The following is a 15,300-nucleotide window of genomic DNA, read 5'->3' as shown; positions in this document are numbered from 1 at the left end:
GCACCACTACGACGTTGGCAACAACTTCTATGCCCTCGTCCTCGGCCCGTCCATGGTTTACTCCTGCGCGGTCTGGGACGGTCCGGACACCGGCCTGAATGCGGCCCAGAACGCGAAGATGGACCTCGTCTGCCGCAAGCTGGGGCTCCATCCCGGCATGAGGGTACTCGACGTCGGTTGCGGCTGGGGCAGCTTTGCCTTGCACGCCGCCCGTAACTACGGGGCCGACGTCGTGGGTGTCACGCTGTCCGGTGAACAGGCGGCGCTCGCCGGCAAACGGGTGGCGGACGCCGGGTTGACTGACCGGGTGGAGATCAGGGTCCAGGATTACCGTGACGTAGCCGACGGGCCGTTCGACGCGATCAGTTCCATCGGGATGTCCGAACATGTGGGCCGCGGGCAGATGCCCAATTACGTCTCCCGGCTGCACGGGCTGCTTCGTCCCGGCGGCCGGCTGCTTAACCACGCCATTTCCTGGAACGCAGGTCCCACCGACCCGGACCCGGATTCCTTCATTCCACGTTATGTCTTCCCCGACGGCGAGATGCTGAGCCTCGCCGAGGTGATCGGCGCGTTGGAGTCCGGCGGATTCGAAGTCCTCGACGTCGAAGCGCTGCGCCGCCACTACGCGCTCACGCTCCGCGCGTGGGTGCAGAATCTGGAGGAACACTGGACGCCGGCTGTGCGGGCCGCCGGCGAGGGGAGGGCCCGGGTGTGGCGCCTCTACATGGCGGCCAGCGCCCTTGGCTTCGAAGCCGGAATAACCGGCGTGAACCAGGTCCTGGTGCGGCGGGCCGGCGGCGCCGAACCGCCGCTGCGCCGCGGTGACTGGAGCTGAGGAGCTGGCCGGGCTCCCTCCCTGGCAGGCCGGGTCAGCCGATGCTGTGCGCCACAATGAACGCCGCCGTGGATGCTGCCAGCGACGCCCCGAGGTCCTCCGCACGGCGCTTTATTCCTGCAACCTCGAAAGTGTGACCGCCGCCCGCACGCCACTCCAGGGTGGCCGAGGGCCCGATGCGGGCAACCACCGCCTCAAGCAGCCCGGGGGTCGCAAAAGGATCCCGCGTTCCCTGCAGGAAGAGCATGGGCCGGGTCAGCCCGTAGAGATGTTCGTCGCGGATCTTCTCCGGCTTGCCCGGCGGATGGAGCGGGTAGCCGAGGTAGACCAGCCCGGCGGCCGGCATCCCCTCGGCGGCGGCCATCGATGCCATCCGGCCGCCGAACGACTTTCCGCTGGCCCACAGCGGCTCGCCGCCCGCCCGGGCGCCGGCCTCGTCCATGGCCGCCCGCCAGGCGGCAATCGCTGCCGGCGGCCGGTCCGGGAATTTCCGGCCGGCCTGGCGGTACGGGAAGTTGAAGCGAAGGGTCGCGACGGACGCCTCATTCAACGCCCGGGTGAAGCCGGCCAGGAACGGATGCTCCATCCCGGCCCCTGCTCCGTGGGCCACGACGAGCGTCGCCAGCGGATTGTCAGGCCGGGCATAGACTCCCGAAACTGCGGCTTCGCCGATGGTAAACGTGATGGGGGACTCGAGGGTGGCCATATCTCCATGATGCCCGGTGCCGCCAGCAACCCCGGACCCGGGACCCTGGGCCCCGGGCCGGGCCCGGGCTACGGCGTCCGGGCGGCGCTAGGCTGACCTCATGAGCAATACCGAAATTGCCCCCCAGGAAATCATTTGCGAAGCCGACACCGGCTGCGGTGGTGTGGAAATTATGGTTCCGCGGCAGGTTCCGTTGGGCGGCCCGCGGGCGATGGATGTGCGCCGCACCCTTCCCCAACGCCAGCGCAGCCTGATCGGTGCATGGTGTTTCCTGGACCACTACGGCCCGGACCGCATCAGGGAGACCGGCGGCATGAGGGTTCCACAGCACCCGCATACCGGGCTGCAGACTGTCAGTTGGCTCTTTACCGGCGAGATCGAACACCGCGACTCGGCCGGCTTCCATGCCGCCGTGCGGCCGGGCGAAGTCAACCTGATGACCGCCGGCCGGGGAATCAGCCACTCCGAAATCTCAACCCCGGCCACCCGGGTCCTGCACGGCGCGCAGCTCTGGGTCGCTCTGCCGGACGGCGTCCGCCAGATGGAGCCGACCTTCGAGCATTACCGTCCTGAACCGCTGAGCGGGGATGGCTGGACCATGCGCGTCTTCCTGGGGTCGCTGGCCGGCTCCACATCGCCGGTCGGCACGCACACTCCCTTGGTGGGGGCGGAAATCCTCCTCGACGCCGGGGCGACGCTGACGCTCAGCGTCGAAGCGGGCTTCGAACACGGCTTGCTGGTGGATGAGGGAACTCTCGGCTTGGATGGGCACCTCGTCGCCAGGGACCATTTGGCCTACCTGCCGGCCGGACGCTCCTCGCTGACCCTGACCGCCGGCGTCGAAGCGTTGCGGGTGCTGCTGATCGGTGGGGAGCCCCTGGGCGAACAGATTGTGATGTGGTGGAACTTTGTGGGCCGCAGCCACGAGGAGATCGTTGAGTACCGGGCCCAATGGCAGGCCGAGATCGGCGTTGAACCGCGGACGGAGGCCAGCGGCGGAGGTGGGCGCCCGCGCTTTGGCACATTTCCGGCGGGGGAACCCGTGCCCCTGCCGGCACCGGTTCTTCCGTCCATCCGGCTGCGCCCCCGGGGCTGACCCCGGCTGACCGGTGGACCAAGGCTTAGCTGTTCCGGGCCTGGCCGTCGGGATCCGCGGCACTGGGGTCCGGTGCCTGTTCCATCCCGTGCGTGACGAAACGCTCCACCCGGCGGTCGGGGATGAGCCAGATGGCTGCGACCGCGCTGTAGACCAGCAGTCCCACCACCGGGGTCACGAGGCTGAGGCCCATGCCCAGGATGTAGAGCAAGGGGGAGGCCCGTCCTTTCCAGTCCCGGCCCAGCGCCAGCTCCAGAGCGCCGTGTCGTCCCTGCCGGCGGATCAGGGTCGTCTTCAGAACGTAGAAAGCCATGGCGGCGAGGAGCAGATTCAGCCCGTACACCAGCACGGGCACCTCCGCCAGTCCCGCGGTGTTCATCCAGCGCGTGGTGAACGGGAACAGCGAGAGCCAGAACAACAGGTGCAGGTTGGCCCAGAGCACCCCGCCGCTGATCTGTCCGGCCAAATGAAGCAAGTGGTGGTGGTTGTTCCAGTAGATCCTCACGTAGACGAAGCTCAGCGCGTAGCTGAGGAACGTCGGCAGTTCCTCGAGCAGTGCCCGCCAGGTCGGCTCGGCGGGGACATGGAGCTCCAGCACCATGATGGTGATGATGATGGCCAGCACACCATCGCTGAACGTCTCCAGCCGGTTCTTATTCATGGCGTGTATTCATGGCGCGGCTGACATCCTGCGTTAGTCCGCGGAGAGCCTACGCCGGCTCGCCGGCCGGCCGGCCGGACGGCGCGGCGGTGCGCCCTGCCCGGACGAAACCGATCCCGGCCAGGACCGCCCCGGCTGCCTCCGCCACGGCGCTCAAGGATTTCTCGAAGAACCAGACCGGCTCGTACATTGCCGGGAACGGTCCGAACGCCGGAATTTCGGCGTAGCGGTAAAGGACGACGGCAACGAAGGCACTCAGGGCCACCATCAGGGCAAACGCATAGGCGGCCCGGCTCCCGCGCAGAAGGACGAAGAGCGCGGCAAGGACGGCCGCGGCGGACTCGACCAGGAAGAGGTTGCCTTGTCCGATCCCGCCGGGGTTGCCGGCCTGATAGCCGGGGGCGAGCCGGATGTGGACCACAGCATCGATCACCAGGGCGATGGCCGTCAGCACCCGGAGGACCATACCGTTGGACCTCACTCCCGCGGATGATTCAGAGCGGCCGCGGAGGCTCATTTCACTGTCAGCGTTCCGCGCATATTCGGATGGTATGTGCAGTGGAAGGTGTACGTCCCTGTTTGTGATGGCGACGTGAACGTTGTGGTGGCGCCGCTGCCTTTCACATTCGCGTCGAACGCTGAGCCATCGTCGGCCGTCACAGTATGTGGCGCGCTGTCCAGATTCGCCACCGTCACCGTCGCCCCCGGGGCAACGGTAACCGGGGCCCCGTAGCCGAAGTCCTTGATCGTGATGGCCGTTGCGCCCGCCGTCGAACTGCCGGTTGCAGTTTGGCTGGCCGACGACGACGGCGCCGGGCTTCCGCCGGCGGCGCAACCTGCCAGCCCGGTTAGTACCGGGACAAGCAACACGGCCAACACCGGGGCAAGCCGCCGGTGGCGGGCCCTGCCAGTATTCATGGCGCACCAGCCTCTGCGTAGGGAAGACAACTTCAGCAGGTAGAACTACTGTCCATTGTCCGCCCGCCGCAGCGAATTGGCACCGAGAATGCGGTGGTTTCCGCCGTAACCGGGGCCGGGCCGCCGTCGAAAGCTCCCGTACCGGCCGTGCCGGCGCTTAAAGCAGTCCGCCAGTCAGCTCATGCAGTCAGCGCAGTACGAGTGGCCTGCCTTTTCGCGGGCGAGCTGGGAGCGGTGCCGGACAAGGAAGCACGAATAGCACGTGAACTCGTCCTCCTTTTGCGGAATGACGGTGACCGTCAATTCCTCGCCGGACAGGTCAGCGCCCGGCAGTTCTACGCCTTCAGAGGTGTCAGCCTCATCGAGCTCACGGGTGACGCTGCGGGCGTCCGGCGCATTCGCGGAGCGAAGGGCCTCCAGAGAGGCGTTGCGTGATTCCGCGACGTCGGATCGAACTTCGTCATAGTCGGTTGCCACCTGGTTGATTCTCGATTCCGTTTGTTCTGAGTTTCCCGGGATTGAACGGTACAGCATCCAACGGTTAATTTGCTGGGTGTAATGGGCAGCGGCGCAGTGACACTCATAACACCGATGCCGAGGGACGGGATCCGTGCCGGCTGCGGCCCGCCCCGGAAGCCTACCCTTGAGTTGCCCGTCCGTCACTGCGCAGGAGCGGCGGCCGAAGTCTGGACGCCCGGGGGCGCCGGGGTAGGGACGCCATTCGGGTGCGCTCTCTCTTCGAACACGGCACTCTCTTCGAACACGGCAGGACCGCCCCGGATGTTCCTACTCATCTGTTCCATGATCGTCGTCCGGATTTTACGCGGCGTTAATGCCCCGAGCCTAGGCTGAATCCTCACGCACCATCCTCCGGAAGGGATCCACCATGGCCGATATTGCTGCAGTGCTGGGACGGCTCACCCCGGAGGAACTCGACGGCCTGCGGGCCCTCGGCCCCCAGGGGCACCTGCCCCGACAGCTCACTGATGCACTGGACCGTGCGGCCGGCGGCCCGGGAGCGGGGCGCGGGTACTACGTTACCAATGGCAGCGTCAGCCCGACTGGGGGGCCGCATCTGGTCCTGCGCAGTGATGTTACGGGCTGGCTCTTCGGACCCGCCGAGGATCTTCCGCAGACCCGCGTGGACAGATAGGGCAAGCAGCAAGTCGGGGAAGGCAGCCCGTAACTTCAAGCCGGGAGACCGGGTGTTCGGGAGACCGGGTGATCGTCCCGGTCCGGCAGTGCATCGTCAGCCGCCGGAGCTGTGAAATGCTGCCGATTACGGCGGAACCGTCCGGGACGGCTGCCGGACAGTGCTCCATAGGCCGTAGGCCATAGACCCGGCGCGGAGGCGGCATACTGTCTCTCAGGAGAGGAGCCCCGCGATGAGGATTTTGATGGTGGAGGACGAGAAGGTCCTGGCGGAAACAGTCCGCCGCGGGCTGGTGCACGAAGGCTTCGTCGTCGAGGTTGCCCACGACGGGGTCAGCGGACTTTCAGCGGCGACGGAGAACGCCTACGACGTCATTCTTCTGGACCTTATGCTGCCGCTGAAGAACGGCTATGACGTCCTGAGGGAACTGCGGCAGCGGAAGGTCTGGACTCCGGTGCTGATGCTCACGGCGAAGGACGGCGAATATGACCAGACGGATGCCTTTGACCTCGGCGCCGACGATTACCTGACCAAACCGTTCAGCTTCCTGGTGCTGGTGGCGCGGATCCGGGCGCTGATCCGCCGCGGCGCCCCCGAGCGGCCTGTGGTTCTGACGGTGGGTGACCTGACGCTGGATCCGGTGGACCGCAGCGTCCGCCGCGGCGGAACCCTGATCAGCGTCACGGCGCGGGAGTACGGGCTGCTGCAGTACCTGATGCGCCGGCACGACCAGATCGTGTCAAAGGCCGAGATCCTGGACAATGTCTGGGACTCCGCCTTTGACGGCGGAGACAACGTGGTGGAGGTCTACATCGGTTACCTGCGGCGCAAGATTGACGCGCCGTTCGGCCTGAACAGCCTGGTTACGGTCCGGGGGATGGGATACCTGCTTGGTGCCGGGCGGATCCCTGAGCGCGCGGTCGAACGGCCGCCGGTGACATAACGGGGGAGGGAACCGGCAGTCCGGCCAGCGGGAACACCATCTCGAAACGGCAATCACCGGCCGGGCTCTCGGTGGCCCGGATAGTCCCGTGATGCGCTGCCATGATTCCGGCCGCGATGGCCAGCCCGAGCCCGCTGCCGCCGCCTTCCCGGGACCGGCTCTCGTCGAGCCGGACGAACCGCTCGAAGATCCGTTGCCGTTCCGTCTCGGGAATCGGGTCGCCGTCGTTATCCACCGACACGACAGCTCCCCTGGGGGTGGTGCGAAGGCTGATCCGGATCCGCGACAGCGCATGGCGGTCCGCGTTGTCGAGCACGTTGCGCAGCACCTGCGCCAGCCGCCGGGCGTCCCCCTTGATCCTGACGGGAGTGAGATCGGCCGTGACCTGGTGCCGTCCCGCCGAACGCAGATGGCGGATTTCCTGCTCCACGACGTCGTCCAGGTCCACGTCCGCGGACTCGATGGCGAGCCCGCCGTCGTTGGCTTTGGCCAGCGTCAGCAGGTCCTCCACCAGATAGCGCATGCGGGCGGTCTCGCCGGATAGAACGTCCTTCATCTGGATCCACATAGCACCGGACGGATCCGCGGCAGCGATCTCCACCCCGGCGCTCAGGGTCGCCAGCGGGCTGCGCAGTTCATGGCTGGCATCGGAGACGAACTGCCGCTGTTCACGGTCCGAGGCCTGGAGCCGGTCCAGCATAGTGTTCATGGTCTGCGCGAGGGCCTGCAGCTCGTCCCTGGTGGGTGGCACATCGATACGCCCGTCCAGGCGTTCGGCGTTGATCCGCGCCACCTGGCCGCGGATCATTTCCACGTGGCGCAGGGATCGTCCCACGAGGAACCACATGGCGATGGCGACGACGGCCAGCAGGAGGGGCATGGCGGCGAGCATCAGCCAGGCCACCGTGGCCACCGTGTCAGCCTGGACCTGCACCGTGGAGGCGACAACGATGGTGTAGTCCGTGCTGCCCAGCCGCGTACCGGTAGCGATCACGTGGAAGTCGTCGTCGTGGCCGATATTCGGGAGGCTGGAGACATCCTGGACCACGGTTTCGCCAGGTCCCGGACGAAGGGCCGACAGCGGCTTGACCGCGATTCTGGGCTCGGACCCCGCGACCACATCACCTTTCGGATCCAGCAGCTGAACGAACTGGCCCGCGTATCCGGTTGAATGGATGTACTCGATCGCATCCTCAATGTCCTGGTCCACCGCCAGTTGCGCGATCACATCCTGGGTCTTTTGCCGGGCGGACGCCTCGGTCGAGGCGGCCAGGGTGGTCTGCAGCAGTACCAGCCAGATCAGGCCACCGACCAGCAGCGCCATCGCTACGACGGCGACGGCGGTCGCGGTTGTGCGCTTGCGTACGCCCCAGCGATTCCGGCCGCGCTGGGGCCGAACGCCCTCCGAATCGGACGAGGCCTGGTCCATGTTCCAAGAATGGGGCAACGGCGGGCTCCGGACAACAGCCGAAGGGCACTTTCTTCACGCCCGCATGGATCCCCGCTTCTCAGCGTCCTCTCAGGTGCGATCAGGCACAGTTAGGATACGACGAAGTTCAACTGGATACGGGACGCGTTTCCCGAACCAACCGCAGGCTACCGGCCGCACGCTCTCCTCAACCAGTGTGCGGCCGGTCATCGTGTGCCCGATTGTGTCCAGGCCACCGCAGTCCCGGACGGTACCGTTCTGCAGCCCTTTCATCGCCCGGGTCCGTTCGGGGCTGCACCCGCCGGTGAACATCGGCGGCACCTACGTCCTGGCGCGGATAAAGAGCGGGTCCATCGGCTGGCCGGCGGCGTATTGACCGTCGAACAGCTCCGATCCTTCCGGGGAGATGACGACGTCGGCGTGCTGCCAAACGAGTGTCCCCTCGACGTCGACGGGCGCCTCGGCCCGCACGAAACCCACGGTGGAGCGGTCCTGGCCGCCGCCGTCACCGGTGCTGATGGACAGGACCCCGCTGCCGCCGCTGAAGGTGATCCAGGGATCCAGCAGCCGGACCAGCAGCATCCCGTGGTGGCCGGAAAGCCGGACATCGCCCAAAAAGCGCAGCACACCCGTCCCGCGGGCGGCGTCGTAGTCGGAGGCATCGGCGGTGAAGCAAAACAGTCCCGATTCAAGCACAGTGGCGCCGTCGGCAGCCGAAACTGACCCGTCCGGCAGGCCGCCGATGTAGTCGATGAAGCTTCGCTTGATACCCCAGCTCAGGCCCGGCGGTGGCATCGGATCGGTGGAAGGGGACGCTGGGTTCACGTGGGTTCTCCTGTGGCTGAAAGGCTGGTCACCTTCTGAGCCTAGCGGCGGACCGCCGGAGGCGTGAAGCTCAACCCGGCGCCGGGACATCCGGCGTATTCCCTGACCGCCTTTGACTGCAGGCGTACGCGGCACCGGACTGCCGCCGGGTGCCCGGTGGTCGGGAGGTCCGCCGGCGCCGGACTTTGCGGCCGGATCCGAGCCGGATCCGCTGGCTCTTGGACCTCGCATCGTGCGCGGCAAGACGCCGACGGCGGCGCCGGGACAATTCGGCGACGCCGGGGCGCTGAAGTTAGGGCAGTTGGTCATCGCCGTCGGCAACCCTTGGGTGCTGACGGGTGCTGCGGCGGCCGGTGTGGTCAGCGGAATGCCGACAGTCTGCAAAAGATGCATTTCGCGGAGGCGGTTGGTGCGCCCCTGATGCTTGCCGTGCTGCGTGCCGGGATCGAATTTTGCGTGGTGGCCGTGCCTCAAGTGATGACCGAAACAAGCCGGAATGCTGAACGGATCTGCCGCACTACGAAGCGGTTAATCGTCGCCAGAGATATTTGTAATCCAACGAAACAGCACTTATGTTGTCGAGAATTGGCCGCCATATCGGATTGCCGTCAGCCCTTGTAAATTTTGATCCGCGGGGACTTCTGTGCACTCGGAGAGACCAGATCCAGAAATGGACTCCGCCAGGCGCCGGCGGTCAGGAGATCCTCAGCGGTCGCTGGGAATCCCCAACGGCAGGCCGTTCGACGACGGGCCGCGATCCGGCGGATCGCGACGCCAAACCTGGCATAGGACTCATCAAGGTGCCATCCATAGGGGCAGGGCGCGGACACGGAGGCCATGGCGGGGGCCCGCTTCGGAGCCGCAGGATTCATGTCCGCACCCTTCTGCGCTGGAGAGAACTGCCGGAGACCCGATGGTAGGCTCAGGCCCTTGCGAAAAGCTGGCATCGCCGGCCGGGGACAAAGGCGCCCAAGTCGCGCCATCGCCTCTTCTTGCCGCCAGCCTCGCGGGTACTTGATACCGCAACCCCTGGCGGCGTAAGGCTACTTGTCGGTTCCGGGAAGTACCTGCAAAGTCCGTTCCGCTGCTTACTCGGCAGTACTTCCCGGTGTACCCGACTTTCCTTTCAGTAAAGAACGGGTAGTTTCATTGCTTGTTGAGTCCCTTCCGGCATGTCACGGTTTCAATGGAAAGCCAAAAAGGATCAGCGTCTCAGCACTGCCTAGTTCCGTTGAGGATTCGGCTCTCCACATTGCGATCGGGTTCGTTTACCTGGGGAAATCGGAGAACTTCGTGGAAAATTTCAGCGGTTCATCACCAGCCATTTCAGTGAGGCTATTCGGAACATTCGAAATCAACCGTGAGGGGACTTTGCTCACCGCCGCAGACATGGGCGGCTGCAAGCCCCGGCACATCTTCGAAATTCTCTTGCTCAATCTGGGGACACCCGTCTCCAAGACCCGTCTGATAGAAATACTCTGGGGTGCTCATGCCACCGACGGGGCCGTCGCCACCCTGGAGAGCTACGTCAGCGGAATCCGGCGGGCGATCCAGCCCGGACACACCAAGACCGGCCCGCTCCGCACCGCCAACAGCGGCTACGTCCTGGATCCGCACCTCGTGGACCTGGACCTGGCGAACTTCCACCAGCTGGTGCGTGCTGCCGGACAGTCCGCGCCGGCTGAGGCGCACGCGCTGCTGCTTCGGGCGCTGGAACTCTCGGCCGAGCCGCTGCTGGGCTTCGAGCTGGTCGCCGACTGGGCCGAAGAGGCCCGGACGCGCCAGGCGGCCGAAAGGGTGGCGGCCCAGATCTTCGCCGCGGAAACCGCCGCCCTACTAGACAAACCCGACGCCGCCATCCAGTTCGCCCAGGCGGCCGTCCGCTCGGAGCCGCTCAATGAGCGGGCCTGGACGGTGCTGGTGGCCGGTTACGAACAGGCGGGGCTCCCAGTTGAGGGCCTCGCCGCCTATGACCGCTGCCGCCGGCTCTTCGACCGCGATCTTGGCTGCGCACCGGGACCTGCCCTCCGGGCAGCGCACCTGAGGTTCCTGCGGCAGCGCGCCGAGGGCAACTCGGAGCTCTCAGAGGTGCTGGCCGCGCTGCTCTACCTCGGCGAGCGGCTCCAGGGTCCCAAGTGCACCCAGCTGGGGGCGCCGGACTCACGCCGCTTGCAGGAGAACGCCGGACGCGTGCTGGATTCCTTCCTTCAGCGGGTCCGCGCCGCTGTCTGACCTCTCCTTCCCCCGGTTTGCCGGCACCGGGACGGCAGCCACGTCTGCCGGCCCGGACACTCGAGTACGGGCCGCCGCGGAGCCGGCATTGGTTACCCCCGGACGTCACGCTGTTAGCTTGATCACGTAGCCCGTATTCGTCAGGAATCCGGTCCCGACGGGGCCCATACTTGGGATGACCCCGGCGGATTATCCCCACCGCCAGGCATGAGGAGGGTCCATGAAAACGTTGAGAACTTTGAAAAGTACCGTTTCGAACGAGTACTTTCCCGCCGCGGCGGTGCTGTCCGGGGTGGTCCTGTTCTGGGCCTTGGGCGTGTACGGCGGGCTGTCCCTGCAGAGCACCAACCAGACGCTGCTGACCACGATCACCTGGCTGCTGTTCGTCTACACCGCAGCGGTACTTTCGCCGGTGGCAGGGATGCTGGCCGCCTCGGACCTGATCCGGCGCTGGCTGCGGCACCGGCCGCAGCGCGCCGGAACACCCGCCGGCAACGCACCCGTTTAGGGCCGCCAACTGCGTCTACTCGAAGCGGGACGGGTCTCCCATGCCGCGCCGGACGATTTCTGCCACACCACTGGAGTAGTCGATCACGGTGGTCGGCTCGGCCCCGCAATCGCCGGAATCGATCACGGCGTCGACCACGTGGTCCAGCCGCTCCTTGATCTCCCAGCCCTGCGTCAGCGGCTCTTCCTCATCCGGCAGCAGTAATGTGCTGGACAGCAGGGGCTCGCCCAGCTCCGTCAGCAGGGCCTGGACTACGTGGTTGTCCGGGATCCGCACTCCGACGGTTTTCTTCTTCGGGTGTAGCAGGCGCCGCGGGACTTCCTTCGTGGCGGGAAGGATGAAGGTGTAGCTGCCAGGCGTCACCGCTTTGATGCTGCGGAACACATCGTTGTCGATCTGCACGAACTGGCCCAGCTGGGCGAAGTCCCTGCAGACCAGCGTGAAGTGGTGCTTGCTGTCCAGATGGCGGATCGCCCGGATCCGGTCCAGGGCATCCTTGTTTCCCAGCTGGGCGCCCAGGGCGTAGCAGGAGTCGGTCGGATAGGCGATCAGGCCACCTCCACGCACGATTTCCACGGCCTGGAGGATGGAGCGCGCCTGCGGGTTTTCGGGATGAACATCGAAGTATCTCGCCATCCCTCGAGCTTACGCCCGACGGCGGTCCGGGCGCCTCAGCTCGGGGGCTCCAGCCGGGCGGCAGTCCAGGCGGCCAGGGCCGCCACCAGCGCGCCCAGCGGCCCTCGGAGCGTGGGTATTCCTGCGGCCTTTGGGTGTTGCTCACGCTGGGATTCCTTTGCCGGGCGAGTCTGAGTTCTCTCTGAGGTCGGATGCGGGTGGGACGGCGGAGCGGTAACGGGTCCTTAGCCGCTGGAAGAGGACCAGGCCGGCGAGGAAGAGCAGTCCGGCCACCCAGGTGTTGACGCGCAGGCCAAGGATCAGGTTGGCGGGGTCCGAGCGCATCAGCTCAAAGGCAAACCGGCCGGCGGTGTACAACACCACGTAGAGGGCAAAAACGGATCCTGCTCCGAGCTTGTATCTGCGGTCCAGGAACATCAGGACGGACGCGGCGGCCAGGACCCAGAGCGATTCGTAGAGGAAGGTCGGCTGGAAGTAGCCGAGGATCTCCGGCGTGCCGTCGGCGGCGGTGAGGGCCTGGCCGGTGGCCGGATTCATGGCGTGGATCTGGAGTTTCCAGGGCAGGTCTGTGGGTTCGCCGTAGAGTTCGTTGTTGAACCAGTTCCCCCACCGGCCCAGGCCCTGGGCCAGGAGCAGCCCGGGGGCTGCCGCGTCCACAAACGCAGTGAAGGGGACGCCGGCCCGCCGTGCACCAATCCCGGCGCCGACGAGTCCGAGGGCGACGGCTCCCCAGATCCCGAGGCCGCCTTCCCAGATCCGCAATGCAGCCCAGGGGTCTTTGCCCGGGCCGAAGTAGAGCTGGTTGTCGGTGATGACGTGGTAGAGCCGGCCGCCGACGATGCCGAAGGGCACCGCCCAGGCCACGATGTCCAGAGTCTGGGATGTGGTGCCGCCACGGGTCCGGAGACGCCGGGCTGTCAGCCAGACGCCCACCACGATGCCGGCCAGGATGGCGAGGGCGTAGAAGCGTATGGTCAACGGCCCGAGCTGGAAGGCACTGACGGTCGGGGAGGGGAAGAACAGTTCTGTGACGACAGCGGTGTTCATGGTAGGGGTCCCTTATTTGACATAGGAGAAGACGCCGACCATGCCGCGTTCGGCATGGTAGGCGTTGTGGCAGTGGGTGAGCCACTGGCCGGGGTTGTCGGCGTCGAAGATCACCGTGACGCTCTGTTTGGCACGGACGATGACGGTGTCTTTGCGGGCCCCGTCTGCTCCGATCTGGAAGGTGTGGCCGTGCAGGTGCATGGGGTGCCACATATCGGTGTCGTTGATGAACTTCACCTCGACGCGTTCGCCGGCTTTGATGTCGAAGGCGTTCTCGAAGGGCTTGTCCATGTCAAAGCGTTGCCCGTTGATGCCCCAGTCGTATTTTTCCATGCCTCCGGTGAGTTTGAGTTCGTGGGTGCGGTCCGGGGTTCTGGCCGCAAGGGTGACCGTGGGGTCGGCCTTGAGCTGGCCGCCGTCGACGACGGTCCCGTCCAGAGTCAGCTGCAAGGTCGCGGGCAGGGGCTGCTTGCCGCTGCCGGTGCTGATAAAGCCCAGAGCCTGGCCGGTCTTACCTTCGGGCAGTGCCACTACGGGGGTGAACCCGTCCCTGACAGTGAGTAGCGCGTCGATGCGTTCGCCCATCCCGAGCACGACGGCGTCAACATCCTGCTGCTGGACGGGGAATCCGTCGGTGTGGGTGAGGGTGAGCTTCTGGCCGGGGATACCGACGCGGTAGGCGGTGTCGCCGGCGGCGTTGATGATCCGCAGCCGGATGACCTGACCTGCCGTGGCGGGCAGGATCTCTGCCTCGTCGGGCGCCTTGGCGTTGAACAGGTGGAACGGGTAGCGCACGTCGCCGGCGTCGCCGCCGAGGAAATCGCTGCGCGAGCCCATCAGCATGTGCTTCATTCCCATGCCCGTCGCTCCGTCTGTGCCGGAAGGGGCGGGAGAGGCGTCCATGGACCCCGACATGGATCCATGGTCCATGTCGGGCATAGACATCCCGGACATCGACATACCTTGCGACACTTCTGCCAGGACATCCTCGGGAGTTCCGGTGATGCCGTCCATCCAGTCATCCAGGACAATCACCCAGTCCCGGTCGTAAACGAGATTTTCTTCCGGGTCCTCGACGATCAGTGCCCCGTAGAGGGCGCGTTCGCGTTGCATGTCCATATGCGAGTGGTACCAGTACGTGCCGGGGTGGGCGAGGCGGAAATCGTAAGTGAACCCGGCGCCGGCGGCGATCGGATCCTGGGTCACGCCCGGGACGCCGTCCTGATCGTTCCGCAGCGCAAGGCCGTGCCAATGGATGACGGTGGGATCTTTGAGGTTATTGGCCAGTGACACCTGGAGCCGGTCCCCGGCCGTGGCCCGGAGTACCGGGGCGGTGAGATTGCCGTTGTAGCCCCAGGTCGTGGCCTGCTGCCCGGCGACTGTTGTCTGGAAAGATGCGGCCGTCAGGTTCTGGGTGACCGTTTTTCGGACGAACGTCCGCCGGGCTTCGTAGTCGGCGACGAGAGCGTCAGCGGGCATGACCCTTTCCGGCATGCCCGCGGGGGCCTGTGTGGTGGAGCACGCGGCGAGGGCCGCCGCGGCGGCACCTGCAACCGACAAACCCAGAAGGCGGCGCCGGCCCAGGTGGTAATCGGGGTGGGTGTTCATATGAGTTTCCTTGTGAACAGGCCATGGCGGTCCATGGCGGTGCGGGACTAGATAGGGGTGAGGAAGTTCTTAGTGCGGTTTTGGAGCTCATTGATCCACGTCACCTAGAACCCGGTGACCATAGGCCCGCCCCGGATGATGAGCATCGTGGCGCCCGTCAGGATGTCTTGATCAGGCCCGGCGGGCTGGGCAGTAACGAGTCCTGGCCCGGATGGCCGGAAACGTAGAATACGCCCTGATCCATGGCGGCGGTGAATCCCATGAGGTTGTTGGCTGGACCGATTTTGACGGCCGGTTTTGTGGACACGTCTTACAGGCTTTCTTGGGTGGCCAGGAGTATCTGGCTTGTTTCGGCACTGACGTTCAGGCCGTGGATGTGCCCGATCGGCAGACCGGTTCCGGCGCCGGCTTATGACGGAGCGCCGACTGCCGGGACGGAGGCCGGCGAGCAGGAGGCAAGGGACAGGACAATAGCGGCTGCTGAGCCCGAGACTGCAGCTGCGCGGAGACGCGGAGGCGATTCAAGTGGCACAAAGAACTCCAAGTATCGGGCGGAACCAAAAGGGTTCCGGTCCCGGACGGGACCGGCCCCGGCAGAGCCGCTTGCTAGGTGCGTGGGTCATTAGTCGGGTAGCGGCGGGTTCTCGATTTTGGGTTTAAATCGCCGGGCCGGTTCCCGGGATTCGGCAGGGTCTCTGGG

17 protein-coding genes are annotated in these 15,300 nt (G+C 66.1%); 6 read left to right on the top strand and 11 right to left on the bottom strand.

Annotated features, from left to right (window positions below):
* Positions 1–838 (top strand): cyclopropane-fatty-acyl-phospholipid synthase family protein (locus RCH07_RS18005; protein WP_326968863.1); only part of this gene is annotated, 838 nt, incomplete at its 5' end.
* 34 nt (positions 839–872) lie between these two features.
* Here RCH07_RS18005 and RCH07_RS18000 read toward each other — a convergent pair.
* A complete protein-coding gene (locus tag RCH07_RS18000; protein WP_326968862.1) occupies positions 873–1,544 on the bottom strand; it encodes an alpha/beta hydrolase family protein in 672 nt (223 codons plus the stop codon).
* Between the two features lie 100 nt (positions 1,545–1,644).
* Here RCH07_RS18000 and RCH07_RS17995 point away from each other — a divergent pair, with 100 nt between their 5' ends.
* Positions 1,645–2,640, top strand: coding sequence for a pirin family protein (locus RCH07_RS17995; protein ID WP_326968861.1), 996 nt, complete (start codon positions 1,645–1,647; stop codon positions 2,638–2,640).
* Between the two features lie 25 nt (positions 2,641–2,665).
* Here the strand turns inward: RCH07_RS17995 and RCH07_RS17990 are convergent, their stop codons facing one another.
* The 4 genes from RCH07_RS17990 to RCH07_RS17975 all read right to left on the bottom strand — a co-directional run bounded on the left by RCH07_RS17990 (position 2,666) and on the right by RCH07_RS17975 (position 4,696).
* On the bottom strand, positions 2,666–3,301 hold the full coding sequence (locus RCH07_RS17990; RefSeq protein WP_326968860.1) for a TMEM175 family protein: 636 nt from the start codon (positions 3,299–3,301) through the stop codon (positions 2,666–2,668).
* Positions 3,302–3,350: 49 nt separating this feature from the next.
* Positions 3,351–3,782 carry a hypothetical protein gene (locus tag RCH07_RS17985; protein ID WP_326968859.1) on the bottom strand — a complete coding sequence of 144 codons (432 nt, stop codon included), beginning with the start codon at positions 3,780–3,782 and terminating at the stop codon, positions 3,351–3,353.
* A gap of 32 nt (positions 3,783–3,814) precedes the next feature.
* Positions 3,815–4,219, bottom strand: a complete 405-nt coding sequence (locus RCH07_RS17980) for a cupredoxin domain-containing protein (RefSeq protein ID WP_326968858.1) — start codon at positions 4,217–4,219, stop codon at positions 3,815–3,817.
* 174 nt (positions 4,220–4,393) lie between these two features.
* Positions 4,394–4,696, bottom strand: a complete 303-nt coding sequence (locus RCH07_RS17975; protein WP_056426952.1) for a DUF4193 domain-containing protein — start codon at positions 4,694–4,696, stop codon at positions 4,394–4,396.
* 409 nt (positions 4,697–5,105) lie between these two features.
* Here RCH07_RS17975 and RCH07_RS17970 point away from each other — a divergent pair, with 409 nt between their 5' ends.
* Complete coding sequence (locus RCH07_RS17970; RefSeq protein WP_326968857.1) at positions 5,106–5,372, top strand: hypothetical protein; 267 nt, start codon at positions 5,106–5,108, stop codon at positions 5,370–5,372.
* Between the two features lie 232 nt (positions 5,373–5,604).
* A complete protein-coding gene (locus RCH07_RS17965) occupies positions 5,605–6,315 on the top strand; it encodes a response regulator transcription factor (protein WP_326968856.1) in 711 nt (236 codons plus the stop codon).
* Here RCH07_RS17965 and RCH07_RS17960 read toward each other — a convergent pair.
* Positions 6,236–7,744 carry a sensor histidine kinase gene (locus RCH07_RS17960; protein ID WP_326968855.1) on the bottom strand — a complete coding sequence of 503 codons (1,509 nt, stop codon included), beginning with the start codon at positions 7,742–7,744 and terminating at the stop codon, positions 6,236–6,238. The genes RCH07_RS17965 and RCH07_RS17960 overlap by 80 nt on opposite strands.
* Positions 7,745–8,065: 321 nt before the next feature.
* On the bottom strand, positions 8,066–8,569 hold the full coding sequence (locus RCH07_RS17955) for an HtaA domain-containing protein (RefSeq protein ID WP_326968854.1): 504 nt from the start codon (positions 8,567–8,569) through the stop codon (positions 8,066–8,068).
* Between the two features lie 1,371 nt (positions 8,570–9,940).
* Between RCH07_RS17955 and RCH07_RS17950 the strand changes: the two genes are divergently transcribed.
* Both RCH07_RS17950 and RCH07_RS17945 read left to right on the top strand, forming a co-directional pair.
* Positions 9,941–10,801 carry an AfsR/SARP family transcriptional regulator gene (locus RCH07_RS17950; protein ID WP_326968853.1) on the top strand — a complete coding sequence of 287 codons (861 nt, stop codon included), beginning with the start codon at positions 9,941–9,943 and terminating at the stop codon, positions 10,799–10,801.
* A gap of 220 nt (positions 10,802–11,021) precedes the next feature.
* Positions 11,022–11,309, top strand: coding sequence for a hypothetical protein (locus tag RCH07_RS17945; RefSeq protein WP_326968852.1), 288 nt, complete (start codon positions 11,022–11,024; stop codon positions 11,307–11,309).
* A 15-nt stretch (positions 11,310–11,324) separates the two neighbouring features.
* Here the strand turns inward: RCH07_RS17945 and RCH07_RS17940 are convergent, their stop codons facing one another.
* The 4 genes from RCH07_RS17940 to RCH07_RS17925 form a co-directional block, all read right to left on the bottom strand.
* Positions 11,325–11,945 carry an L-threonylcarbamoyladenylate synthase gene (locus RCH07_RS17940; RefSeq protein WP_326968851.1) on the bottom strand — a complete coding sequence of 207 codons (621 nt, stop codon included), beginning with the start codon at positions 11,943–11,945 and terminating at the stop codon, positions 11,325–11,327.
* A 141-nt stretch (positions 11,946–12,086) separates the two neighbouring features.
* On the bottom strand, positions 12,087–12,992 hold the full coding sequence (gene lgt / locus RCH07_RS17935; RefSeq protein ID WP_326968850.1) for a prolipoprotein diacylglyceryl transferase: 906 nt from the start codon (positions 12,990–12,992) through the stop codon (positions 12,087–12,089).
* A 12-nt stretch (positions 12,993–13,004) separates the two neighbouring features.
* A complete protein-coding gene (locus tag RCH07_RS17930) occupies positions 13,005–14,600 on the bottom strand; it encodes a multicopper oxidase family protein (protein ID WP_326968849.1) in 1,596 nt (531 codons plus the stop codon).
* 157 nt (positions 14,601–14,757) lie between these two features.
* Positions 14,758–14,907 (bottom strand): hypothetical protein, encoded by a 150-nt coding sequence (locus RCH07_RS17925; protein WP_326968848.1) that lies wholly within the window; start codon positions 14,905–14,907, stop codon positions 14,758–14,760.
* Positions 14,908–15,300 lie beyond the last annotated feature (393 nt).

The organism is Arthrobacter sp. CG_A4 (assembly GCF_035985125.1).
Lineage (GTDB): Bacteria > Actinomycetota > Actinomycetes > Actinomycetales > Micrococcaceae > Arthrobacter.
Note: the sequence above shows the minus strand (reverse complement) of the source record. Positions and strands in the feature narration are given on the sequence as shown.

Excerpts from the sequence above, each read along its gene's own strand:
- RCH07_RS18000 (WP_326968862.1), bottom strand. The coding sequence starts at position 1,544 with ATGGCCACCCTCGAGTCCCCCATCACGTTTACCATCGGCGAAGCCGCA.
- RCH07_RS17995 (WP_326968861.1), top strand. The coding sequence starts at position 1,645 with ATGAGCAATACCGAAATTGCCCCCCAGGAAATCATTTGCGAAGCCGAC.
- RCH07_RS17990 (WP_326968860.1), bottom strand. The coding sequence starts at position 3,301 with ATGAATAAGAACCGGCTGGAGACGTTCAGCGATGGTGTGCTGGCCATC.
- RCH07_RS17980 (WP_326968858.1), bottom strand. The coding sequence starts at position 4,219 with ATGAATACTGGCAGGGCCCGCCACCGGCGGCTTGCCCCGGTGTTGGCC.
- RCH07_RS17970 (WP_326968857.1), top strand. The coding sequence starts at position 5,106 with ATGGCCGATATTGCTGCAGTGCTGGGACGGCTCACCCCGGAGGAACTC.
- RCH07_RS17965 (WP_326968856.1), top strand. The coding sequence starts at position 5,605 with ATGAGGATTTTGATGGTGGAGGACGAGAAGGTCCTGGCGGAAACAGTC.
- RCH07_RS17960 (WP_326968855.1), bottom strand. The coding sequence starts at position 7,744 with ATGGACCAGGCCTCGTCCGATTCGGAGGGCGTTCGGCCCCAGCGCGGC.
- RCH07_RS17945 (WP_326968852.1), top strand. The coding sequence starts at position 11,022 with ATGAAAACGTTGAGAACTTTGAAAAGTACCGTTTCGAACGAGTACTTT.
- RCH07_RS17940 (WP_326968851.1), bottom strand. The coding sequence starts at position 11,945 with ATGGCGAGATACTTCGATGTTCATCCCGAAAACCCGCAGGCGCGCTCC.
- lgt (WP_326968850.1), bottom strand. The coding sequence starts at position 12,992 with ATGAACACCGCTGTCGTCACAGAACTGTTCTTCCCCTCCCCGACCGTC.
- RCH07_RS17930 (WP_326968849.1), bottom strand. The coding sequence starts at position 14,600 with ATGAACACCCACCCCGATTACCACCTGGGCCGGCGCCGCCTTCTGGGT.